The following is a 22,474-nucleotide window of genomic DNA, read 5'->3' as shown; positions in this document are numbered from 1 at the left end:
TATTTAATGCAAATTTTCATTCCAATGGCTGAACCATTGTTCTGGGGTTGGGTATTTTAAATAGATTTGAAGTGCTTTTGCATAAAGATCTGCATGACTATGTGCATCATTAATGACAATTTTTGCAGTTTTGGCCCAAGCACTAATTGCATAACGTTGATCAATGCCACCAAAGGTTACTTGTGTCGCCAAGATTGGAACACAACCATGAGCATACAGTTCATCTAAGGTTGCCAATAATTCAGGGTTTACTGCAATATTGCCTGTACCAAAGCCTTGTAACACCAAAAAATGTGGTGGGGCAGGAAGTAAGTGACGTAACTGTTGTACCAAGTGCTGTGTTGCAATCGGTTGCATCATCCAGTTTAAAATCTGGAATGAAGCAGCTTTTTCAATTTGAGCATCTTGTACGATCAATTCATTTTGTTGAGGCGTAAATTCAACTTCACTACTTAAACCTGAAAATGCATCGAGTTCAGTTGTGTGAGTTTTTAATGCAGTTTGTGCATGGAATACTTGATGATGGAATGCAAGATATGCACCTACAGGTAGGGCAATCACTTGTTCTAATGCAAGATATAAGTTCTCAATTGCATCAGTAAATTCACGAGTATTATCACCTTGAATATTAAGTAACGGGTATTGGCTACCAGTAATTACAATATGACAGCTTTGGCCTAAAAAGCGAGCTAGGGTCGCAGCCGCATAACTGAGCGTATCTGTACCGTGAATAACAACGAAATGTTGATAGCCTTCAAGTTGTAGTTGTTGTATCCGTTGAATGAGACGTAACCAATCAGGAGCCGTACAGGCACTGCTATCGACAATATTGGGTGCAGCGAAGCAGTCAACCGTTAAGTGTGGTGGAATCACTTTTTCAAGTTGAGGTAAGAATTGGTCGTAAGGCATAGGCGCTAAAGGTTCACCAATACAACCAAAAGTACCACCCATATAAAATAAGGCTATTTTTTTCATATTTTTGCAGGCATAAAAAAGCAGTCATCTCTGACTGCTTATGGTAAATCGAACAGTTCTAAGAAGCTATGCGATTAAGTAGGTTTTTCGCATGTTGTTGTTGTTCTGTGTTGAATTTTTGCTCATCACTCTCTAATAAATTGCGTGCTGCTTGGTTCGCTCCAAACTTGATGTATTGCTCAGCCAATTTCAAATCGAGCTCATTTTCATTTACTTGTTTTAATTCTGGAAAAGCTTCTAGAAGTGGATCCTCTATTTGAGCTTGAGTAACTGCTTCATTGACTACATCTATAGAGTTTTGAGTTTCATGCTCTGGTGCTGTAACTAATGCAGGCTCATCTAACGAAAACTCAAGAGGTGCGATTGAAGCTGCTTCTAATGGCGCTTGTTCTACGAGTTTAATCTCATCTAATGATGGAGCTTGTTCAACAGATTTCGTTTCTGAACTTGAAGGATTTAAGTCAAGATTAAAATCTAATGCATTGATGCTACTGTCTTGATCTGCTTTTACCTCTACTGCTTGAGTCTTATTCTCAGTTTCATGCAGAGGTGCCAAGTCAAAAGAAAACTCTAAATCAGCTAACTCATTTGTTTCTTGAGATGAAGATACTTCGGATACTTGCTGAGATGTTGATACTTCTGGTTCATCTACAGGTTGGCTGGTATTTTCTGTAGTTGCAGTTTTTTCAAATGAAAAGTTAAACTCTAAAGGTTCAACTTCAACAGCAGGTTCTTGTTTTACAGGAGCATAGTCTTTCTGCAAGTCATCAAAAGAAGTCTCAGAAGAGCTTGTTGTTAATTGGTCAAACTGAGCAGTTGTGTCCGATATAGCTTGTGGTTCTTCATGTGCTTTAGCTTGAGGAAAATCAATAGCATCAGGTTGTCTTGATGACTCATATTCTTTTTGTCTTGCTTCTGCTTTAATCGCTATTTCATTTAATGCCAAGCTGCGAATGTGGCTAATAAGTTGTTGAATCGCAAATTCATCTTTTTGAGCAATATGAACTTCAAGAAGTAATAAATACAATTCATGCTGGGTGTTGTCTTTTTTTAGTGCCTGATTGACTTGAGCTTCAGCTGCTGAAAACTGTTTTTCTTGAATGAGTTGCAGAATATTTTGACGAACAGTCTCAGGTACAGGACTACTTTGTGGAAGAGCAGGAGCGACTTCTTCAACTACATTGGCTTTACTTTTTTCGCGCGAGCTTTTACTCGATTTACCACTCGCTTTTTTGCCCGATTTTTTACTTATACTTTTTGGGGAGGTGGTCTCTTGTTTTTGGCCATTCTCACGCTTTTTTAAAACAACGGCGACCACGAGTAATATGATAAACGGAATCACATATAACATTACTTTCCCCTTAAAAAATAAAATTTTGCAATATAAAGCGAGCTAACTCTGGTTTTAACTTAATGTTTTTGCTTGTGAGTTTGTTGCTGTGCTTTTAACTGCTGTTGTAACTCTGCCAAACGCGCATTCAGAAGTTGAATACGTTGGTCTTTTAAACTTAAAGTTTGATTTAGTTTGGTTACATTCCTTTGTAATGTAACGGTTTTTTTGCGAGTTGTCATAACTTTTACTGCTAACTCAGTATTGTTTTGACCTTGTTGTGTGCTCTTTTTTACACTTCCATGAGTAGAATTTGGGCTGTTCTCTGCCACAATGCTCATTTCTGCTTGTTGTAAGCGATATTTAGCTCTACCAGAAGATGCTTTTGCTAAGTTAGTTTCACTCGATTTAGATTTTGTATGTGAAGCCTTAGCTGTATTTGCTGTTGTTAAGTTTAATGAAATTCCTTGACGCAAACGGTTTACATCACCTTGAATAAAAGCATGTCGGTTTTGAGCTTGGATATCTCGCATGACTTTAGCCACAGGTTGTTTGGTCTGTGCTGCAATACGATTGGCAATAGTCCATAAAGATTCATTACGCTGCACGACATATTTACCTGTAGGGGCTGGACCTTTATAGGTACTGATTTTCTGCTTTTTCGGTGTATTTTTACTTAATACATTTTTTTGTTGATCAAGCTTAGGTTGAGCCGCTTTTTTGACTGTAGTTGTTTGATTGTCACTGCTCGGTTTAAGAGAAGCGGCAGGCTGTTTTTCTACAGCAGATGGTTCATTACTCATTGCTGCGATAGTCTGCTGTGGCGCTTGAGTCGCAGGTTTTTCGGTAAAAGGCGTTGCTGGAGCCGAGTTATTCAAAGCAGGAGCAGTTCCAGTGCTAATGTTTAGATTGCGCTCATTAGCTGTAGTTTCGGCTACAGGTGTTGCTGTCTCAGCAGGTGTATACCGAGTACTTTCAGGTAGGTTTAATGCAATGTCTTTTTCATTTACGATAAATTGTGGTGAAAGTGGAGTTTCGTTAGCAGCCACCTTTTTGATAGGCGATGGCTTTAAAACGGTTTTAATATGTTGAAGGCGAGTTGCATTACCCTCACTGACTTTTACGACAATATTCAGTTCGGGATCAATAATAGGACGAGATGAGGTAATCACAATAACGCCATTACCTTGGCCATTTTGACGTGTATAAAAATTTAGACTACCAGGAGGTTGGTGAGTGACTCCCAAACCATTGAGATCTTCTTGAGTGGCTAAACTGACTTGCAAGGGAGTGTTAGGATCCGCTTGCTGAAAATTCATTTCTGCATAAAGTAATTCCCCAGATGCAGATTGAATTTGAATAGGATCTAATGTAATCGCATAAACAGAAGGCGAAGACATAATGGTGAAAATGGCAATTTTTAATTTGTTATATGCAGTCATCTCAATCCATGACCTGATCAGTCGTAAAGTCGTTCAAAATTATACAATAATGAAATGTAAATAAATTGTTAATTTTTCACAAACCATTTACGAAAAAGCCGATCAAATGTGATCGGCTTTTTATTTTGACTGAATAATTCAGGTCAAATTATGAGCTTTTGTATTCAACTAAAATACGTAACATACGACGCAAAGGTTCAGCAGCACCCCAAAGTAGCTGATCACCTACTGTGAATGCACCAAGATACTCTTTACCCATATTGAGTTTACGTAAACGGCCTACAGGTACAGTTAAGGTACCAGTCACAGCTACAGGTGTAAGATCAGTCATCGATGCTTCACGTGTATTTGGTACAACTTTAGCCCACTGGTTTGAGTTACGAATCATATCTTCGATCTCATCAAGCGGAACATCTTTTTTCAGTTTGATCGTTAATGCTTGAGAGTGGCAACGCATTGCACCGATACGAACACAGTGACCATCAATAGGAACGATTTGAGAGTTACCTAAAATCTTGTTGGTTTCAACTTGACCTTTCCACTCTTCTTTAGATTGACCGCTTTCAAGCTGTTTATCAATGTAAGGAATTAATGAACCCGCAAGTGGCACACCAAAGTTTGCAGAAGGGAAGCCTTCACCACGTTGTAACTCAGCAACTTGACGGTCAATATCAAGAATTGCAGATTTAGGATCATCTAACAAAGTCTTGGTATTGTTGTATAAGTAACCCATACCTGTTAACAACTCACGCATGTTTTGTGCGCCAGCACCTGATGCTGCTTGATAAGTCATAGCAGTCATCCACTCAACCAAATTGTTTTGGAAAAGTGCGCCCACACCCATCAACATAAGTGATACGGTACAGTTACCACCAACGAAAGTTTTAGTACCTTTCGCTAAACCGTCTTTAATTACATTAAGGTTAACTGGATCAAGAACGATGATTGCATCATCAGACATACGTAAAGTAGATGCTGCATCAATCCAGTAGCCATCCCAACCAGTTGCTTTTAACTGTGGGAAAACTTCAGATGTGTAGTCGCCACCTTGGCAGGTAATAATGACATCCATTTGCTTCAGACTAGTAATGTCTGTAGCTTCCATAAGTGCTGGAGCAGTCTTACCACCAAATGAAGGAGCTTCACCACCTGCATTACTGGTAGAGAAATAGAATGGCTCAATATGAGCAAAATCATTCTCTTCAACCATACGTTGCATAAGGACGGAACCGACCATCCCGCGCCAACCGACCAGACCTACTTTCATGTCATTTTGCCTCGGTGCGTTAAAATTGTTAGGGGGAGTTGAGTGTATCAAAAGTGCTCACAACTGCAAGCGTTACAGAATCAAAACAGCAATTTTATTGAGTAGAATATCTTGTTTATGTTACATACAAAATTGATAAAGATGACAAAAACATTAAAAAACAAATCATCTTAAAAGAGAAATTTCAATGATTTATATCGAAGTTGTGTCTGTAGTGGTGATTTGGTTGACTTTCTGGTCACTGATCCCTCGTGATGAGTGGTGGTTTAGAGGCGCTGATTTTCCACGGTTACAAATTTTGTTTGTTGGGCTAATTGCTTTAATAGGCATGTTGTTTTGGCCAACAGAATGGAATCTATGGCGTGAGATTTTACTTGCGGTACTTATCGCAGCAATTGCTTATCAACTTAAAATGGTTTTACCTTATACATTGTTTTGGAAAAAGCAGGTTAAAAAAGTTAAACCAAAGCAATTAGATCCTCAAAAACAAATTTCACTGATTGTTTCTAATGTACTCACACCTAATGATAAATATCATTTATTACTTGAGCATGTGCGGATATTAAAACCTGATTTATTATTGATGTTAGAAAGTGACAAGACTTGGGAAAATGCTCTAAAAGAAATTGAAGAAGATTATCCATACCGTGTGCCAGTCCCTCTAGATAACTTATATGGCATGCATTTATATAGTCGACTCCCTCTTAAAAATACAGAGGTTAAATTCATTCTAAGTAATGAAATTCCTTCTATTCATACCACTGTAATCTTGCCCTCTGGAATGCCTGTTCAGCTCTACTGTTTGCATCCTAAACCACCAAGTCCAACTGAAGCAAAAGATTCAACACTACGAGATGCAGAACTTTTAATTGTTGGAGATCAGATTAAAGATCTAGATGAAAGTTGTATCGTGATGGGAGATCTAAACGATGTCGCATGGTCACGCACAACTCGTTTATTTCAACGTATTAGTGGGTTGCTCGATCCGCGTGTTGGACGACATTTTATTAATACCTTTCATGCTGACTATCCTTTATTGCGCTGGTCACTTGATCATATCTTTCATAGCACAGATTTTGGTTTGATAAAGATGCAACGTTTATCTCATATTGGATCGGACCATTTTCCTGTTTATGTGGTTTTACAAACTGGTCGAATATTTGAGCAGATTCAGGAAGAAGTTGAAGAAACTGAAGAAGATGCAAAAGAAGCCCAAGCTGCAATACAAGAAGGCATTGCTAAGGCTGAAAAAGAAGAAAAAATCGTGACTGATGAAATTACAGAACCTTATAAAGGGAAAAGTATATAAAAGCGAGTTGTAAGCAATATCGTACAAAGATTTGAGTCTAGGTCCAATAGGCAGGGACAGCTAAAACCCGTATTCTACATTCATCGGCACACGGAAGCGGGAATGGATAATCCCAAGTAAGGATGCACTAAGCTGATATGGAACGACATCACGGATAAGATGTTAGAACGGAAGCGATAAAAAGAATTATATACCCTGAAAGCACAACCTCATTTACCCGAGTTTTGCAGGACGCAGAACTCGGGTTGATATTTTATATAAGTACCATTTAATTATAAATTAAAGAAATATTTTAAGGTTCTCTTAATTTAAAAATCTATTTAATTATAGGTAGTAGTCCATAAATTTTTTTATATATCCGAGCCCTTTTTCAATGAAAATAGATACAAAAATTTTTTTAAATAAGTTTTTGTTTTTATAGATTATTGAAGAATAAATATAGGCTTTGATCTATTTAGGTATAAATTGGACTTGTTTAATTGGCAAATCTCAATAGAATGTGCCGATCGTTGACATGTTGGATCGTCAACAGGCATTGTTGTTTACTTCGCCGGATCGGCGGGTTGTGATTTGCTTGTGCATTTAAATTTCTGTTTGGAAATTAGTGTACATATTGAGGTTTCACTATAAAAATAGTGTTCTTCTCCCTCTCATATTTGATACTTTGCGGTGCATAAGGATTGTCTTATGAAGAATTTTAAATTTAGCCTTGCGTGGCAAATTTTAATTGCTTTAATCCTAGGGATAGTTGTCGGGGCTGTTTTACATAATCAGCCTGAAATCAAAGATAGCATTGTAAATAACGTTCTTACTCCATTAGGTAAGATCTTTATTAGCCTCATTAAAATGATTGTTATTCCAATCGTTTTCTCTACATTGATTTTAGGTATTGCTGGTGTAGGCAGTACAAAAAGTCTAGGGCGTCTTGGTTTTAAAACCATTCTCTATTTCGAAATTATTACTACTATTGCTATTTTGGTTGGCTTAGTTGCAGCGAATATCTTCCACCCAGGTTCAGGCATTGATATGTCTCAGCTGGTTCAAACAGATATTTCTCAATATAAGCATACAACTGAAGAAGTTCAGTCACAGTCTCATGGCATCATGCAGACAATATTATCGCTTATCCCAACGAACATTATTAGTTCAATGGCGCATGGCGAAATGTTACCAGTGATTTTCTTTGCTGTACTTTTTGGTATTGGTCTATCTTCATTACCAGCTACAACTAAAGACCCATTGTTAAATGTATTTCATGCTGTATCGGAAACAATGTTCCGTGTAACGCACATCATCATGAAATATGCGCCAGTGGGTGTATTTGGTTTGATCGCTGTAACTGTTGCAAACTTCGGTTTCGCTTCACTTATTCCATTAGGTAAATTGGTTGTATTGGTTTACGGTGCAATCTTGTTCTTTGCTTTAGTGGTACTTGGTTTAACTGCAAAAATGTTCAGTATCAATATCTTTACTTTGCTTAAGATTTTGAAAGATGAATTAATTTTGGCATATTCGACTGCAAGTTCGGAAACAGTTTTACCGCGTATTATGCAAAAAATGGAAGCTTATGGTGCGCCAAAAGCGATTTCTAGTTTTGTAATCCCAACAGGTTATTCATTTAACCTTGACGGTTCTACGCTTTACCAAAGTATTGCAGCAATCTTTATTGCACAGCTTTACGGTATCGAAATGTCAATCAGCCAACAAGTTATTTTGGTTGTAACACTAATGATTACTTCTAAAGGTATTGCAGGTGTTCCTGGCGTATCATTCGTAGTGTTATTAGCGACATTAGGTAGTGTTGGTATTCCTGTAGAAGGCCTAGCATTTATTGCTGGTGTTGACCGTATTATGGATATGGCTCGTACTGCGTTGAACGTTGTAGGTAACGCGCTTGCAGTACTTGTAATCAGTAAATGGGAAAAACAATACGACTATGAAAAAGCTGCTGCTTATGAAGCAACATTTAAATAAGACTGCTTTCTTTTAGTTAATAAAAAACCCGCGATCATCGCGGGTTTTTTATTATGTTATTTCAATACACTTTGATAGAGCTCAAGCGTCTGGTCGCACATATCTTTTAAACTGAACATGGTCACAGGAGCGACTGTTTGAGGTTGTTCAATATGATGCTTTACTGTTTCTACTAAGGCTTTTTCATTTTCAGCTTCAACAAGACCTTGTGGATATACATTCGATAAAATCTCCGCAACACCTCCACGGTTCCAGCCAATCACCGGCGTACCGACTGACAGCGCTTCTAATGCTGTTCTACCGAATGTTTCTGCTTGATTGGATAGAGAGAGCACGATGTCGCTAAAAGCGAGCCATTCGCGTATATCTGAGCGATGTCCTACAAAGGTGATCTTATCTGTGAGTCCTTTGTTTTGAATGGTGCTTTGCAGCTCACTTAAATAAGTCTGTTTTTTAGCATCGGCACCACCCACAACCACAGCATGTAATTGAGGATATTGCGACTGAAGTTGTTGCATTAACTCAATTAAGCTTTCATGTCCCTTTAAGCGGGTAATACGACCAGGCAAGCATAGTAAAAATTTATTTTCGAGTTCAGGAAAGTCATTAAAAACCTGATTAAACCACTGTGCTGAAGGTTGATAGTTATGCGGGAAAGCAGCAGGATCAATTCCTCGATAAATCCGGACAATATCTTGGGGTGGACAGTTTTTATAATGGTCAGTGATATATTTAACTACGCTGTCAGAAACGGCAATCACTTTCTCGGCCTGAGTCATAATTGCACTATAACGATTAACTGAATAGAAACCATGTACTGTGCTAATGAGGTGAGGGCGCTTATGTGCTGGTATTCCTTTTAAGGCAAAATGGGTAAGCCAAGCTGGCACACGTGAGCGTACATGGACAATATCGGGCTGATGCTCTTCAATAAGTCGACGTAAAGGGCGGATTTGCCACAAGCTCGATAAAGATTTTTTATGAATAGGTAGGGTTAAGTGTTTAGAACCTTCAGCTTCAAGTTGTGACACTAATCGTCCGCCGTTTGATACAACCAAAGATTGATGGCCTTGTGCAACCAGTGCACGTGCAATTTCCAGTGTGCCGCGTTCTACGCCACCGCTATTGAGTTCTGGGAGAAGTTGCATCACTTTCATTGTTTTTTGCCTTTAGGTTGTAGCAAAGCGGGATCTTGCAATTTTGAAGTCGAAATTTAGAGATTAACCTTCGGTTCGACCTACTTTTGTTTTGGCAAAAGTAGGCAAAACCATTCTCATCCACAAAACCTGTTCACTGCTTGTGTGTATCAAATTATATCGCAGAAACAGTATCTTCACTGATTTTGGGCAGGTTGTGGATGACGTTTCCGCGAGTCATATAAATAATGTTGTGCCTACTACCAATTTAAAATCATTACAGCTTTATCTTAATAGATCTCTTCATATCCCTCAGGACGTGTCTTAAATCGGCGGTGGAACCACATATATTGGGTTGGTGCGATACGAAGCTGGTTCTCAATAATCTTATTTACACGGGTTGCATCATCGATTTCATCTTCACTTGGCATATTGTCGACAGCAGGTTCAATCAAGATATGATATTTAGGATTCTGTACATCGCCATGACGATAAAAATATAAAGGGACTGCAACTGCTTTTGAAATTTTTAATAAACGACGGTGGGCCGTGACTGTAGCAGCTGGCACTCCAAAAAAAGGTGCCATAACACCTTGCTTGAGTCCGAAATCTTGGTCTGGGCTATACCAAATGGCATCACCATCTTTAAGATGGCGAATTAAGCCCCGCATATCATCATGATCGATTTGAGCTTTGTAAATCGTTGCTCGACAACGGTAGATCAACATGTCGAGTAAAGGGTTGTTTTGAGGGCGATACACAACATCTGGTTCAAAATATTGAGCACATACATAACCACCAGCATCAAGCAAAGTACTGTGAGTTCCCAGTAATAAAACGCCTTTGCCCTGAGCTTGAGCATTGGTAATATGTTCTAAACCTTCAATCGTGACACGGTTTTTAAACCAGTAAGGTTTATACCAAGCGTTTAAGGTCTCAAAAATACCAAGCATCATATCTACAAAAACTTGTTTTGCTTGTTGTTGTACTTTTTCAGATGACCACTCGGGAAAGCAAACTTCTAAATTACGAATAGTCGTTTTGCGACGAGATTTTAAATATTTCCAAGCGATATTTGCTAACCCGTGAGCCAAACGCCATTGAATCGCCCACGGTAAAATAGCCAAAAGCATGAGCAAAGTAATCGCAATCCATACACCCCAATATTTAGGTAATAAAAAGGACCACTGAAACTCACCGGGCGTATAAGGCTGCTTTTGGCTCATAACGATATAAAAAATTGAAAAAGTTAAAACTGCCAAAAGTGTATCACGAACTGAATTTATCGTCGTAATACACAGGAGTAAATTGAAGGTTTAGAGTCTGTAAAGAAAAATAAAGTGAGTTATCGGCGGTGTTCTAAAAGAATACGAACAGCGAGTCCGGCTAATACCGTCCCCATAATCCAGCGTTGGATGCTTGCCCAAAGCGGTTTTTGCTGTAGAAAGAGCGCAATGCTACCTGCAGAAAATACAATCAGTGCATTTACTGAAACACTTACAAAAATCTGTATGGTTCCGAGTTGAATAGACTGCGCTAAAATACTGCCTTGTTGTGGGTGAATAAACTGTGGCAATAAAGACAAATACATAATCGCAATTTTGGGATTAAGTAAATTTGTCAAAAAGCCCATTAAAAATAATTTTAATGGTGAATCGATAGATAAGTCTTTTACACTGAAAATAGGTGCTGCATTTGGACGTAATGCTTTCCATGCAAGCCAGAGTAAATATATGGCACCTACAATACGAATCGTGTCATAGGCATATGGAACTGCGACCACAAGCGCTGTGATCCCGAAAGAAGCAGAGAGCATATAGAATACAAAACCAACCGCAACGCCACCGAGGGAAATAAAACCTGCGAGTTTGCCCTGACTAATGGAGCGAGAGATAAGATAAATCATGTTTGGACCCGGGGTGAGTACCATCGCCAAGCAAATGAGTCCGAATGCCAAAATTTGAGAGCCTGTAAATTATTTTGTGTAAGTTCCATTTTTTATAAATGATCTTTTAATCGATCATCGAACTGAATCGTAAACCAATTCATTGCTAAACGCCAATTTTGAATTGGCATCGTCCATTTCTTCGCAGCATTTGATGTTGCTAAGTAAATGACCTTCTTTACTGAGTCATCAGATGAAAAGATTTTCCTTTTCTTCGTTGAATGGCGTATTACGCTATTCAACGACTCAATCGCATTTGTTGTATAAATTGCATGACGTATTTCGGCTGGATAGCTAAAGATCGTTCGGATATTTTCCCAATTGGCCCGCCAGGATTCTCCAATTTTGGGATACTGGTGATTCCATTGATCACAGAAGATGTCTAGGGATTTTAAAGCATTTTCCTCTGTACTTGCCTGATAAATCGCTTTCAGACCCGACGTAACAGCTTTGTAGTCTTTCCAGCTTACAAATCTCAGGCTATTGCGTACAACATGCACGATACACAGTTGAATATCAGTATGAGGGTAAACAGAGGCTATCGCGTCAGGGAAGCCTTTTAATCCATCTACACAGGCAACAAGAATGTCCTGTACTCCTCGATTTTTTAGCTCTGTCATGACTGACAGCCAGAATTTGGCACCTTCTGTCTGAGCAATCCACATACCCAGTAATTCTTTTTGCCCATCCATATTGATGCCTAAAGCAAGGTATACGGACTTGTTAATCACATTGGAGTGCTGACGGACTTTGACAACAATACAGTCAAGATAGACAACAGGATAAAGGCTATCTAAGGCTCTATTTTGCCACTCAGTCACTTGCTCAATCACAGCATCGGTAACTTTGCTGATGAGAGATGCTGACACATCGGCATCGTACATTTCTTTGAAGAAGGCTACAATTTCCCTATTAGTCATTCCTTTTGCATACAGTGAGAGGATTTGGTCATCCATACTGGTGATGCGTGTTTGGTGCTTTTTGATAATTTGTGGCTCAAATGAACCTTCTCGATCACGGGGAATATCTAAAGCCAGTTGTCCATCTTGAGTTGTAATGGTTTTAGAACTAAACCCATTACGGCTATTTGAGCCTTTCTTGGGCTGATGCTTTTCATAACCGAGATGGTCTGAAAGTTCAGTATTGAGTGCAGTTTCAATCATGAATTTTTTAAAGACTGCTGTCATTTGGTTTAAGTCTTCTGGTGTTTTTAGACCTTTAGCCAATTCGGCAGCCATACTTTTGATTGTTGCTTCATCCATGTGAAGTACCTTTTGTAATTATCCTCTGAAGGATAAATGAAAATTAAGTACTTACACAAAATTTAGAACAGTCCCAAATTTGAGAGAGATCTAGCACGGAAATATCCTTAAATATTATTATACTGATAGGTATATCATAATTGTTTTGTATACAGCGAAACTTTGTTCATTGTCTTTTTGAATTAAAAAATAAGAATAATTCAGTATGATATGAATATCCTGATTTCATAGAATTTTATGAGAAATCTCCATATCGATGCCACAAAAGGTGTCTTAATTTTTCTGGTTGTATTGGGTCATTACCTTGAAAGGTTAATTGGCTGGAACGAACCTCTGAATCAAGCGATTTTAGGGGGTATTTACTTTGTTCATATGCCAGCTTTTATTTTTATATCGGGCATGTTTTTTAAAGAAGAGAAAATACTAGAAAAATTAATTTACTTTTTATCATTGTATTTGCCGTTTCAACTTTTATTTCAATTACTTGATGCCTTCTATAACGGAAGTTTATGGAATTGGTCATTTCATTTGGTATGGTTTGCTAAGCCTTATTGGGTGCTATGGTATTTATTTGGCATGGTGGCTTGGACGGTTCTCGCTTTTTTCCTAAAAAAGACGGCATATCCAGTTCTGTTTTCAATAGTTTTAGCTGTACTTATTGGATGCTCACCCATCAATAATTACAGCTATTCGATTGGTCGAATTTTCGTATTTTTACCTTTTTTTATGGCAGGGGCAATCTATGGTAAAACCATTTTTCAGTATATTCCGCAGTTGCCTTATGCAAAATTATTTGCTGTTAGTACATTATTAATCATTACTGCTGTAGCCGCTATAAGTCATTATAATTATTACTGGTTATTTGGCAGTTTGTCATATTTTCAACTACATGTAGATCTATGGCAGGGAATACTGATTCGCAGTGTAATTATGTTGCTATCGGCTATGGGTGTTTTGAGTTTATTTGTACTCACTCAAAATTTTAAACGACCTTGGATCGGTTTAGGCCAAAAAACGCTGCCAGTTTATATATTGCATGGTTTTGTAATTATTGTTTTGACTCATCAATTAAGTTTTAAATATTCGTTAGAGACGAATATTTTTATTAGTCTCGTTTTGGCTATCCTGACTTGTATGGTTTTGCAGTTACAGATATTTGAACGTTTAATTCGTTTCATCTCTTTATTTGTTTATAAACCTTTTATGGCATTACTAGAAATTCTAAATCCAAAAAAAGGGCTTTAATTAAAGCCCTTTTTTATTGATTAACTGCCTTTACTCATTTGCTCAAGTTCATCCCAACGCTCTAATTTTTCAAGCAGTAATTCTTCAATTTCTGCTAGGCGTTGGCTTGCTTGGGTCGCAGCATCTGCATCAGACACAAACCACGAACCATCTGCAAGTTTGTCAGAAAGCTCGGCTTGTTCAACTTCCAATTTCTCGATTTCAGCAGGAAGTTGCTCAAGTTCACGTTGGTCTTTATAGCTCAATTTCACTTTTTTAACATTACTTTGAGCCGCGGCTTTTTCAGCTTCAGCTTTTGCTTGAGCTTTTTTAACGTCAGATTTCTGATCTACTACTTTGTCATCTGGACGTTGTAGTAAGTAGTCTTGGTAGCCACCGATGTATTCTGCAATATTACCTTTGCCATCAAATACCCACGTAGATGTTACGACGTTGTCCATAAATGCGCGGTCATGCGAAATAAGTAATAGCGTACCTTTGTAATCAGACAGCATCTCTTCAAGTAGCTCAAGAGTCACCATATCCAAGTCGTTGGTTGGTTCGTCCATCACAATCAGGTTCGATGGTTTAAGCAATAATTTAGCAAGCAAGATACGGTTACGCTCACCACCAGAAAGCGCTTTGACTGGTGTACGTGCACGTTCAGGTGAGAACAAGAAATCTTGTAAATAACTGTAGATATGACGACGGTTGCCGTTTACATCAACAAAGTCAGAGCCTTCTGAAACGTTTGCCATGACTGTTTTTTCAAGGTCTAAGGCATTACGTAATTGATCAAAATAAGCAACTTCTAACTGTGTACCTGTCTTAACAGAACCACCGTGCTCGATTTCACCTAAAATCGCTTTAATTAAAGTCGTTTTACCAACGCCGTTATCGCCTACTAGGCCAATACGGTCACCACGCATGACAAGGGTGGAGAAGTCTTTGATGAGTGGTTTATCATCATAAGATACGCTTAAGTGCTCAATATCAAATACTAATTTACCTGAGCGATTTGCTTCTTGAGTCGCCATGCTCACTTTGCCTTGTTGTGAACGGCGTGCTTTTGATTCTTCACGTAAAGCTTTTAATGCACGAACACGACCTTCGTTACGTGTACGACGTGCTTTAATGCCTTGACGAATCCAAGCCTCTTCTTCAGCTAATTTTTTATCAAATAAAGCATTTTGCTTCTCTTCTGCTTCCATTTGCTGAGCTTTAAGCTCCAAATAGCGAGAATAGTTACCTTCGTAGCCACGTAGGATGCCGCGGTCAAGTTCAACAATTCGAGTCGCAATGCTATCTACAAAAGAGCGGTCATGCGAAATAAATAGAAGCGTTAAATTATTTTGATCGAGTAGGAATTTTTCTAGCCACTCAATACTTTCAACATCTAAATGGTTAGTCGGTTCGTCTAGAAGGAGTACGTCTGGCTGCGTTAAAAGAGCACGAGCAAGTAAAACACGACGTTTACGTCCACCAGATAAGTCTGCCAAATCTGCGTTTGGGTCGAGTCCCATTTTACTTAATAGGGCATTCACCTTGTTTTCAAGCGCCCAACCGTCTAGTTGGTCTAGCTTGTGCTGAAGGTTACCCATACGGTCACAGGCTTCCATGTCTCCTAGCATACAAGCATCGGTTGCTTCATGGTAAGCTCTAAGTACTTCGGCAGCTTCTCCTGCGCCATCTGCCACAATGTCAGCAACTTTGCCAGAATCCATTGGGACGTCTTGGGCTAACATCGAAACCGTTAGACCATTTTGAATAGAAACTTCACCAGAATCTGGTAATAAGCTTCCCTCGATGAGTTTAAGTAAAGTAGACTTACCTTCACCATTACGCCCAATTAAACAGACTCGTTCGCCACGTTCTAGATTAAAGTTCGCGCCATCGAGCAGGGCAGGTCCGCCAAAAGCAAGTTGGACATCCCTTAGGGTAATATAGGCCATAATGTTTTCCAGAATCTCAAATGAGGATTTAAATGACTAAACCACCATATCATGATGATCAAGCGTCATTTTCCGCACCCATTGAAGATTTGCAAGTGCGAATTACATTTTTGGATGATTTAGTTGAACAATTAAATCAACAACTCGCTATTCAAACTCAGGAAATAGCTGATTTGAAAAAACAAATGCAATTACTTTACCTACGTGTGGAATCTTCAGATTTATCAGAAGGTATTGCGCCTTTTGACCCATTAACCAATAAACCTCCTCACTATTAATAAAAAGGCAAGTTCAATACTTGCCTTTTTAACTAGAGGATATTTTTAATTTTAGTTAAAAACCGTGTAAAACAATTTTCCCTTTTGTCTTACCACTCTCAATTTGTTGATGAATCTGTTTTAAATTTTCAGCATTAATAGGGCTTAAAACTTCAGTCACAGTTGTTTTGATTTTCCCTTCCTCAACTAGCTTGCTGACTTCATTTAATAGTTCACTTTGTTTTTGCATATCTTCAGTTTGAAACATTGAACGTGTGAACATAAATTCCCAATGCACCGATACAGACTTCGATTTAAACGGTTTAATATCTAGCTGTTCAGGGTCATCAATGAGTCCAAAGTGCCCTTGTGGTGCAATCAACTCTACAATATCTGCTAAATGCTGATCTGTTTGAGTGGTCGAGAACACATATGAAGGTGCATTTAAGCCTAATTGCTTGATTTGTGGCGCTAAAGACTCTCGATGATCTAATACATAGTCAGCACCGAGTTGTTTTACCCATTCTTTCGTTTCAGGGCGTGAAGCTGTCGCAATAATCGTAAGGTTAGTTAACTGTTTAAGAAGCTGAATGGTAATAGAGCCTACACCACCAGCCCCGCCAATCACTAATATTGTTGTGTTTTCTGGTGCAGTCTTTGGAACTTGCAAACGATCAAATAGCATTTCCCAAGCCGTGATTGCAGTTAAAGGAAGAGCAGCCGCTTCAGTTACTTCTAAATTTTTCGGTTTATGACCAACAATACGTTCATCAACCAATTGCAACTCACTATTACTGCCTTGGCGATTTAACGCGCCTGCATACCAAACAATATCACCCACTTTAAATTGAGTGACTTTATCTCCAGTCGCTTCAACCACACCTACAGCGTCCCAGCCAAGCACTTTCCAACCAGATTCGGCGCTTACATTTTTACGTATTTTGGTATCGACTGGATTTACTGAAATAGCCTGTACGCGAACAAGCAGATCATGGCCTTCTGCAACGGGAGTGTCGAGTTCAATATCTACGAGTACCTCTGGCAATGTAATAGGCCCTGCTTTTTGATATGCCACAGCTTTCATAATTGTGATTCCTCTTGTTGAGAGTTTGATCATAACGTAAGCTTAAAAATAGTGACTACAGACAAATAACGCTCATAGTGTCAAAAAGGATACTGTAAAATGGCAAAAGCTCGACATTCAAGTTTTGACTGCTCACCGGGGTGTTCAGTTGAAGCCGCAATCAGTTTGATTGATGGTAAATGGAAATGTGTCATTCTTTGGCATTTACTAAATGAAGGAACCTTGCGATTCAATGAAATTCGTAAACGAGTTCCAAGCATTACGCAAAGAATGCTCACCAATCAGCTTCGTGAGTTAGAACAAGATGGCATTATTCATCGCGAGGTTTATCCTCAAGTTCCTCCTAAAGTTGAATATAGCCTGACAGATTTAGGACAAGGTCTTGAGCAGATTTTACTTGCTTTAAAAACATGGGGAGATGCCCATCTAGATCGGTTCGGTAAGTTATCCACTCTTGAAACTGAAAAGTCTGCCTAAATATTGTGCCTAGATTGCTAAGAATATCTACGAGAAAATGTTGTAGTTTTTAACCTCACAGGTTAATGGGACATTATTTTTATGATGTAACTTGCGTTTTCTGGTCAGCTTATGCAACTCTAATAAAAGAGATTAATAGGTTTTGCTATGGACAATATGGGAATTTGGGTTACCGTTATCATTGTTCTTTTCGTGCTAGGCTCCATTTTTGGTTTAAGAGTGAGTCCGCGTGAAAAGGCACTCGGTATTATGCGAGACAAAGCCCGTAAAATGGGACTACATCCACGCATAATTGCCGCACCTGAATGGACACATGTCCCGATGGCAACTGAAAAGCGTGCCAGCATGGTTGCTTATTATAGTGTATTAATCCCCGATGCTCGTTTAACGCTCATGCGTGCTCGTGTTATAGACGGAAAATTAAAAGTAGTGCAGGGCGATGAGAAATTTAATGATTCTCCCATTGCATTAAAAGGGATTTATGCTATTGATATGCAGGCAAACTGTGTAGGCCTTTATTGGGATGAGGAATCGGACCTAAAAGCCACGCAATTAGATGAGATGAAGGCTTATCTGTTGGCCTTGGCTGAAGCCTGATTTTTAAATTTATTGGTATAGGAATAACATTTTATATGGCGAATACCTCGCGCTCTGCATCTCAAAGCACAGCATCTACTGCCTCTGCTGCACATAAACGTGCCTTAGTGATTGTGGAGTCGCCTGCCAAAGCGAAAACCATCAACAAATATTTAGGTTCGCAGTACATTGTTAAGTCTTCTGTGGGTCACGTACGTGACTTGCCAACAGGCGGCAGCAAATCAACAGAGAAAAAGCCGGCTGCCCGGACAAAACTCACTGAAGCTGAAAAAGAACAAAAAGCCCAATCTGCGCTGATTAATCGTATGGGTGTCGATCCGGAACATGACTGGAAAGCACACTACGAGGTTCTACCTGGCAAAGAAAATGTTGTTGCTGAACTCAAGAAACTTGCTAAAGATGCAGATGCAATCTACCTTGCAACGGACTTGGATAGAGAAGGGGAAGCAATCGCTTGGCACCTACGCGAAGTGATTGGTGGTGACGATAGTCGTTATCACCGTGTGGTATTTAACGAAATTACTAAAAATGCCATTCAAGAAGCATTTAAACAACCAACGCGCCTAGACTTAAACCGTGTGAATGCACAGCAAGCACGTCGTTTCTTAGACCGCGTAGTGGGTTTCATGGTTTCGCCATTACTTTGGGAAAAGATTGCCCGTGGTTTATCGGCAGGTCGCGTACAGTCAGTTGCTGTAAAGCTTGTTGTGGAACGTGAACGTGAAATTCGTGCTTTTATTCCAGAAGAATATTGGCAAGTTTTTGCAGATACCCAAGCCAAAAAAGATGACATCCGTCTTGAAGCAGTTAGACAAGCAGGTAAAACGCTTAAACTGAAAAATAAAGCTGAAACTGATGCTTTATTAGAAGTTTTAAAAGGCGCTGAATATAAAGTTGCACAGCGTGAAGATAAGCCGACTAAGGTCAATCCAAGTGCACCATACATCACTTCGACTTTACAACAAGCTGCAAGTACACGCTTAGGTTTCTCTGTAAAGAAAACCATGATGCTTGCGCAGCGTTTGTATGAAGCTGGTTTTATTACTTATATGCGTACGGACTCTACGTTTTTGAGTGATGACGCTGTAAATATGGTACGTGCTCATATTGAAAGCCAGTTTGGTGAAAAATACTTACCAGCAAAGCCAAACCGCTATGGTAACAAAGCGGGTGCTCAAGAAGCCCACGAAGCAATTCGCCCTTCAAATGTTTCACTTACAGGTGATCAACTTGCGGGTGTAGAGCGTGATGCTCAGCGCTTATATGACTTGATTTGGCGTCAGTTTGTTGCTTGTCAAATGACACCAGCAGAATATTTGTCTTCAACTTTAACGGTTGAGGCAGGCAATGTTGAGTTAAAAGCAAAAGGTCGTACGCTTGTATTTGATGGTTTTACGCGAGTTCGTGGTGCCAACAAGTCTGATGACGATATTATTTTGCCAGCTATTAAAGTCGGTGAAATCTTAAAATTAGAGAAGTTAGACCCAAGTCAGCACTTTACTAAGCCGCCTGCACGTTTTACTGAGGCATCTTTAGTAAAAGAACTTGAAAAACGTAGTATTGGTCGTCCATCGACTTATGCAGCGATTATTTCTACCATTCAAGAACGTGGTTATGTCAAATTAGAAAATCGTCGTCTTTTTGCAGAGAAGATGGGCGAGATCGTGACAGATCGTCTTGATGAAAGTTTTAATAACCTGATGAACTATGCGTTTACAGCAGACCTTGAAGGACAGCTCGACAAAGTTGCTACAGGTGAGCGTAACTGGAAAGAGTTACTCGATACTTTCTATGGTGATTTTAAAAAGCGTTTGACCAATGCTCAAGGCGAGCAAGGCATGCGCCGTAACCAGCCAGTTGAAGTACCAGCAGTACATTGTCCTGAATGTTCACGACCAATGCAGATTCGTACAGGTACAACAGGCGTATTTTTAGGCTGTTCTGGCTACAATTTGCCGCCTAAAGAACGCTGTAAAGGGACTTTAAACTTAACACCAGTTGAGTCTTTAGCTGCGTTATCTGATGATGATGGAGCTGAAACGGCTGACTTGATGTCAAAGCATCGCTGTCCAAAATGCGGTACAGCAATGGATAGCTATGTGATTGATGGTGGTCGCAAGCTTCATGTCTGTGGTAACAATCCAGATTGTGATGGTTATGAGCTTGAAGAAGGCGAGTTCAAGATTAAGGGTTATGATGGCCCAACTATTCCATGTGATAAATGTGACGGCGAAATGCAACTTAAAACTGGTCGCTTTGGCCCGTATTTCGCTTGTACCAGTTGTGACAATACCCGTAAAGTCTTGAAGAGTGGTCAACCTGCACCTCCGCGTGTAGAACCGATCAAGATGGAACATTTGCGCTCAACGAAGCATGATGACTATTTCGTGTTACGTGATGGTGCTGCTGGTCTATTCTTGGCTGCAAGTAAGTTCCCGAAAATTCGTGAAACACGTGCACCAAAAGTTGCTGAGCTTCGTAGTGTTGCTGACCAACTTGATCCAAAATACCAGTTTATTTTACAAGCTCCAGATGTAGACCCTGAAGGTAATCCGACTATTGTGAAGTTTAGTCGTAAGAACCAATCACAATATGTGGGATCTGAAACACCAGAAGGTAAACAAACCAAATGGAGCCTGATTTTCCAAGACGGTAAATGGATTGAAGGCTAAATAAGACAGTTAAAAAATGCTAGCTCAGCTAGCATTTTTTATATCAACAACAATAAAAGAGAAATTTAATTTTTATGGGGAAAAAGAATGTGGAAAAACATTCGGATTTTGTGCCTATTGATTATTTTATTAATCGTTGCGGTTCAGGCATGGCGAGATCAGAATCAAGATTGGAATCAGCCTATTGTTGTGGTATTACACCCAGTAAATGCAGATGGTTTACAAACCACGCAAGCTTATATTCATCAGTTACAAGACGCTGATTTCCAAACGCTCAAAAGCTATTTAAGTGAATGGTCACAGCATTATCGTGGACAGTCCAGCAACTTTGAAATCCGTTTAGCGCAACCACTACAGCATCGGCCACCTGTGGTTCCGCAAAATGCCAATATCCTGAATGTAATCTGGTGGAGCTTGAAGTTTCGTTTTTATGCATGGCGACAAAAACAGCCTGAAGATAGCGGAGCGTCACTTAAACTTTATTTAAATTATTATGATCCAACTTATCAAAAGGTTTTAGTGCACTCGACTGCTTTAGAAAAAGGTCGTATTGGTAGCGTCAATTTGTTTGCTGCACGTGAGCAGGCATCAGAAAATCAGGTCGTTCTTGTTCATGAGCTATTGCATGGCTTTGGCGCAAAAGATAAATATGATTTAAAAACAGGCCAGCCGATTTATCCATTGGGTTATGCACAACCCGAAAAAGTACCTCTTTACCCACAAAAGCAAGCAGAAATCATGGGGGGTAAAACTCCATTGTCTGAGCAGACCAATAAAATGCCAAGAGATTTACAAGAAACTGTAATAGGTTTACCGACAGCTCAAGAAATTGGTTGGTTGAAATAAAATTGTGGATAAATACTGTTTTATCCACATCAATTGTTAATAAACGATGCAGATCTTATACAGACAATAAATGTGAAGTAAATCACTATAATGACAATATATAAACTTCCTAATACCTGATAATAAGAGTAGCCATGATGAAAACTGTAGGTAATGATTTAGTTCGTAATCAGCTACATGCTGATCGTAAATGGTATCTAATATTAGGCTTTGTGCTCATTATTTTCGGTTTAGTCTTATTTAGTTCACTACCATTTGCAACATTTTCGGTTGTTTTCCTATTTGGTATTTTGATGATGATAGGCGGTGTTCTACATTTGATTGCTGCCTTAAGTGTATTTAAGGGTGGTAGCCGATGGCTATGGGCACTTTTTGGGGTGCTGTATTTAATGGCTGGCTATTACGCATTTTCTACACCTGTGACTACAGCTGTAGTTTTAACTAGTCTGTTATCGATTGCACTGATTATTGCTGGGGTCATCCGCACCATAAACGCATTTTTATTAAGACCAATTGCTGGGTGGGGATGGACATTATTTTCAGGTTTATTAACCCTAGCTACAGGTATTTTAATTTTAGTTTCTAAGGACTCACCGTTTTGGGTATTGGGAATGTTTTTGGCAGTAGATATTTTATTTCAGGGCATTAACTTCTTAGGACTTGCTTCTGCAATTAAGCATTTACCTTCTAGCTCAAAAACACTTTCTTAAACTAAATATCGCATA

19 protein-coding genes are annotated in these 22,474 nt (G+C 39.1%); 9 read left to right on the top strand and 10 right to left on the bottom strand.

Annotation, left to right across the window (positions count from 1 at the left end):
- Positions 1-3: 3 nt before the first annotated feature.
- The 4 genes from F985_RS06105 to asd form a co-directional block, all read right to left on the bottom strand.
- Positions 4-975, bottom strand: a complete 972-nt coding sequence (locus F985_RS06105) for an asparaginase (protein ID WP_025469064.1) — start codon at positions 973-975, stop codon at positions 4-6.
- A gap of 58 nt (positions 976-1,033) precedes the next feature.
- Complete coding sequence (locus tag F985_RS06100) at positions 1,034-2,326, bottom strand: hypothetical protein (RefSeq protein WP_004698905.1); 1,293 nt, start codon at positions 2,324-2,326, stop codon at positions 1,034-1,036.
- A gap of 59 nt (positions 2,327-2,385) precedes the next feature.
- On the bottom strand, positions 2,386-3,747 hold the full coding sequence (locus tag F985_RS06095; RefSeq protein WP_004698902.1) for a type IV pilus assembly protein FimV: 1,362 nt from the start codon (positions 3,745-3,747) through the stop codon (positions 2,386-2,388).
- A 148-nt stretch (positions 3,748-3,895) separates the two neighbouring features.
- The gene (asd, locus tag F985_RS06090; RefSeq protein ID WP_002053322.1) at positions 3,896-5,014 is read right to left on the bottom strand and encodes an aspartate-semialdehyde dehydrogenase; all 1,119 of its coding nucleotides are present in this window, start codon (positions 5,012-5,014) and stop codon (positions 3,896-3,898) included.
- 187 nt (positions 5,015-5,201) lie between these two features.
- Between asd and F985_RS06085 the strand changes: the two genes are divergently transcribed.
- Both F985_RS06085 and gltP read left to right on the top strand, forming a co-directional pair.
- Positions 5,202-6,323: an endonuclease/exonuclease/phosphatase family protein gene (locus F985_RS06085; protein ID WP_004698900.1), complete on the top strand. Its 1,122-nt coding sequence runs from the start codon at positions 5,202-5,204 to the stop codon at positions 6,321-6,323.
- 687 nt (positions 6,324-7,010) lie between these two features.
- Complete coding sequence (gene gltP, locus F985_RS06080; protein WP_004698899.1) at positions 7,011-8,297, top strand: glutamate/aspartate:proton symporter GltP; 1,287 nt, start codon at positions 7,011-7,013, stop codon at positions 8,295-8,297.
- Between the two features lie 56 nt (positions 8,298-8,353).
- Here gltP and F985_RS06075 read toward each other — a convergent pair whose 3' ends face one another.
- The 4 genes from F985_RS06075 to F985_RS06060 form a co-directional block, all read right to left on the bottom strand.
- On the bottom strand, positions 8,354-9,454 hold the full coding sequence (locus F985_RS06075; RefSeq protein WP_004698898.1) for a glycosyltransferase family 4 protein: 1,101 nt from the start codon (positions 9,452-9,454) through the stop codon (positions 8,354-8,356).
- A gap of 269 nt (positions 9,455-9,723) precedes the next feature.
- Complete coding sequence (lpxL, locus tag F985_RS06070) at positions 9,724-10,659, bottom strand: LpxL/LpxP family Kdo(2)-lipid IV(A) lauroyl/palmitoleoyl acyltransferase (protein WP_004698896.1); 936 nt, start codon at positions 10,657-10,659, stop codon at positions 9,724-9,726.
- Positions 10,660-10,778: 119 nt separating this feature from the next.
- A complete protein-coding gene (locus tag F985_RS06065; protein ID WP_025469063.1) occupies positions 10,779-11,363 on the bottom strand; it encodes a LysE family translocator in 585 nt (194 codons plus the stop codon).
- A 68-nt stretch (positions 11,364-11,431) separates the two neighbouring features.
- On the bottom strand, positions 11,432-12,640 hold the full coding sequence (locus tag F985_RS06060) for an IS256-like element ISAba26 family transposase (RefSeq protein ID WP_000343018.1): 1,209 nt from the start codon (positions 12,638-12,640) through the stop codon (positions 11,432-11,434).
- 237 nt (positions 12,641-12,877) lie between these two features.
- On the opposite strand from F985_RS06060, the gene F985_RS06055 reads away from it, so the two are divergent.
- Positions 12,878-13,885 carry an acyltransferase family protein gene (locus tag F985_RS06055; RefSeq protein ID WP_004698892.1) on the top strand — a complete coding sequence of 336 codons (1,008 nt, stop codon included), beginning with the start codon at positions 12,878-12,880 and terminating at the stop codon, positions 13,883-13,885.
- A gap of 20 nt (positions 13,886-13,905) precedes the next feature.
- Here F985_RS06055 and F985_RS06050 read toward each other — a convergent pair whose 3' ends face one another.
- Positions 13,906-15,816 carry an ATP-binding cassette domain-containing protein gene (locus F985_RS06050; protein WP_004698891.1) on the bottom strand — a complete coding sequence of 637 codons (1,911 nt, stop codon included), beginning with the start codon at positions 15,814-15,816 and terminating at the stop codon, positions 13,906-13,908.
- Between the two features lie 32 nt (positions 15,817-15,848).
- On the opposite strand from F985_RS06050, the gene F985_RS06045 reads away from it, so the two are divergent.
- Positions 15,849-16,094: a SlyX family protein gene (locus F985_RS06045; protein WP_004698888.1), complete on the top strand. Its 246-nt coding sequence runs from the start codon at positions 15,849-15,851 to the stop codon at positions 16,092-16,094.
- A gap of 55 nt (positions 16,095-16,149) precedes the next feature.
- Here the strand turns inward: F985_RS06045 and F985_RS06040 are convergent, their stop codons facing one another.
- Positions 16,150-17,157, bottom strand: a complete 1,008-nt coding sequence (locus F985_RS06040) for a zinc-binding alcohol dehydrogenase family protein (protein WP_004698887.1) — start codon at positions 17,155-17,157, stop codon at positions 16,150-16,152.
- Positions 17,158-17,256: 99 nt separating this feature from the next.
- On the opposite strand from F985_RS06040, the gene F985_RS06035 reads away from it, so the two are divergent.
- The 5 genes from F985_RS06035 to F985_RS06015 all read left to right on the top strand — a co-directional run bounded on the left by F985_RS06035 (position 17,257) and on the right by F985_RS06015 (position 22,459).
- Positions 17,257-17,634 carry a winged helix-turn-helix transcriptional regulator gene (locus F985_RS06035; RefSeq protein ID WP_004698884.1) on the top strand — a complete coding sequence of 126 codons (378 nt, stop codon included), beginning with the start codon at positions 17,257-17,259 and terminating at the stop codon, positions 17,632-17,634.
- Between the two features lie 147 nt (positions 17,635-17,781).
- Positions 17,782-18,231, top strand: a complete 450-nt coding sequence (locus F985_RS06030) for a hypothetical protein (protein ID WP_004698883.1) — start codon at positions 17,782-17,784, stop codon at positions 18,229-18,231.
- Positions 18,232-18,266: 35 nt separating this feature from the next.
- Positions 18,267-20,903 carry a type I DNA topoisomerase gene (gene topA, locus F985_RS06025; protein WP_004698880.1) on the top strand — a complete coding sequence of 879 codons (2,637 nt, stop codon included), beginning with the start codon at positions 18,267-18,269 and terminating at the stop codon, positions 20,901-20,903.
- 87 nt (positions 20,904-20,990) lie between these two features.
- A complete protein-coding gene (locus F985_RS06020; protein ID WP_004698879.1) occupies positions 20,991-21,749 on the top strand; it encodes a hypothetical protein in 759 nt (252 codons plus the stop codon).
- Between the two features lie 137 nt (positions 21,750-21,886).
- Positions 21,887-22,459: an HdeD family acid-resistance protein gene (locus tag F985_RS06015; RefSeq protein ID WP_025469062.1), complete on the top strand. Its 573-nt coding sequence runs from the start codon at positions 21,887-21,889 to the stop codon at positions 22,457-22,459.
- The last annotated feature ends 15 nt before the right edge of the window (positions 22,460-22,474 follow it).

It is taken from the genome of Acinetobacter seifertii (assembly GCF_000368065.1).
GTDB classification, from domain to species: domain Bacteria; phylum Pseudomonadota; class Gammaproteobacteria; order Pseudomonadales; family Moraxellaceae; genus Acinetobacter; species Acinetobacter seifertii.
Note: the sequence above shows the minus strand (reverse complement) of the source record. Positions and strands in the feature narration are given on the sequence as shown.

Excerpts from the sequence above, each read along its gene's own strand:
- gltP (WP_004698899.1), top strand. The coding sequence starts at position 7,011 with ATGAAGAATTTTAAATTTAGCCTTGCGTGGCAAATTTTAATTGCTTTA.
- F985_RS06100 (WP_004698905.1), bottom strand. The coding sequence starts at position 2,326 with ATGTTATATGTGATTCCGTTTATCATATTACTCGTGGTCGCCGTTGTT.
- F985_RS06105 (WP_025469064.1), bottom strand. The coding sequence starts at position 975 with ATGAAAAAAATAGCCTTATTTTATATGGGTGGTACTTTTGGTTGTATT.
- F985_RS06095 (WP_004698902.1), bottom strand. The coding sequence starts at position 3,747 with ATGACTGCATATAACAAATTAAAAATTGCCATTTTCACCATTATGTCT.
- F985_RS06035 (WP_004698884.1), top strand. The coding sequence starts at position 17,257 with ATGGCAAAAGCTCGACATTCAAGTTTTGACTGCTCACCGGGGTGTTCA.
- F985_RS06085 (WP_004698900.1), top strand. The coding sequence starts at position 5,202 with ATGATTTATATCGAAGTTGTGTCTGTAGTGGTGATTTGGTTGACTTTC.
- topA (WP_004698880.1), top strand. The coding sequence starts at position 18,267 with ATGGCGAATACCTCGCGCTCTGCATCTCAAAGCACAGCATCTACTGCC.
- lpxL (WP_004698896.1), bottom strand. The coding sequence starts at position 10,659 with ATGAGCCAAAAGCAGCCTTATACGCCCGGTGAGTTTCAGTGGTCCTTT.
- F985_RS06020 (WP_004698879.1), top strand. The coding sequence starts at position 20,991 with ATGTGGAAAAACATTCGGATTTTGTGCCTATTGATTATTTTATTAATC.
- F985_RS06065 (WP_025469063.1), bottom strand. The coding sequence starts at position 11,363 with ATGGTACTCACCCCGGGTCCAAACATGATTTATCTTATCTCTCGCTCC.
- F985_RS06075 (WP_004698898.1), bottom strand. The coding sequence starts at position 9,454 with ATGAAAGTGATGCAACTTCTCCCAGAACTCAATAGCGGTGGCGTAGAA.
- F985_RS06060 (WP_000343018.1), bottom strand. The coding sequence starts at position 12,640 with ATGGATGAAGCAACAATCAAAAGTATGGCTGCCGAATTGGCTAAAGGT.
- F985_RS06040 (WP_004698887.1), bottom strand. The coding sequence starts at position 17,157 with ATGAAAGCTGTGGCATATCAAAAAGCAGGGCCTATTACATTGCCAGAG.
- F985_RS06050 (WP_004698891.1), bottom strand. The coding sequence starts at position 15,816 with ATGGCCTATATTACCCTAAGGGATGTCCAACTTGCTTTTGGCGGACCT.
- asd (WP_002053322.1), bottom strand. The coding sequence starts at position 5,014 with ATGAAAGTAGGTCTGGTCGGTTGGCGCGGGATGGTCGGTTCCGTCCTT.
- F985_RS06045 (WP_004698888.1), top strand. The coding sequence starts at position 15,849 with ATGACTAAACCACCATATCATGATGATCAAGCGTCATTTTCCGCACCC.
- F985_RS06015 (WP_025469062.1), top strand. The coding sequence starts at position 21,887 with ATGAAAACTGTAGGTAATGATTTAGTTCGTAATCAGCTACATGCTGAT.
- F985_RS06030 (WP_004698883.1), top strand. The coding sequence starts at position 17,782 with ATGGACAATATGGGAATTTGGGTTACCGTTATCATTGTTCTTTTCGTG.
- F985_RS06055 (WP_004698892.1), top strand. The coding sequence starts at position 12,878 with ATGAGAAATCTCCATATCGATGCCACAAAAGGTGTCTTAATTTTTCTG.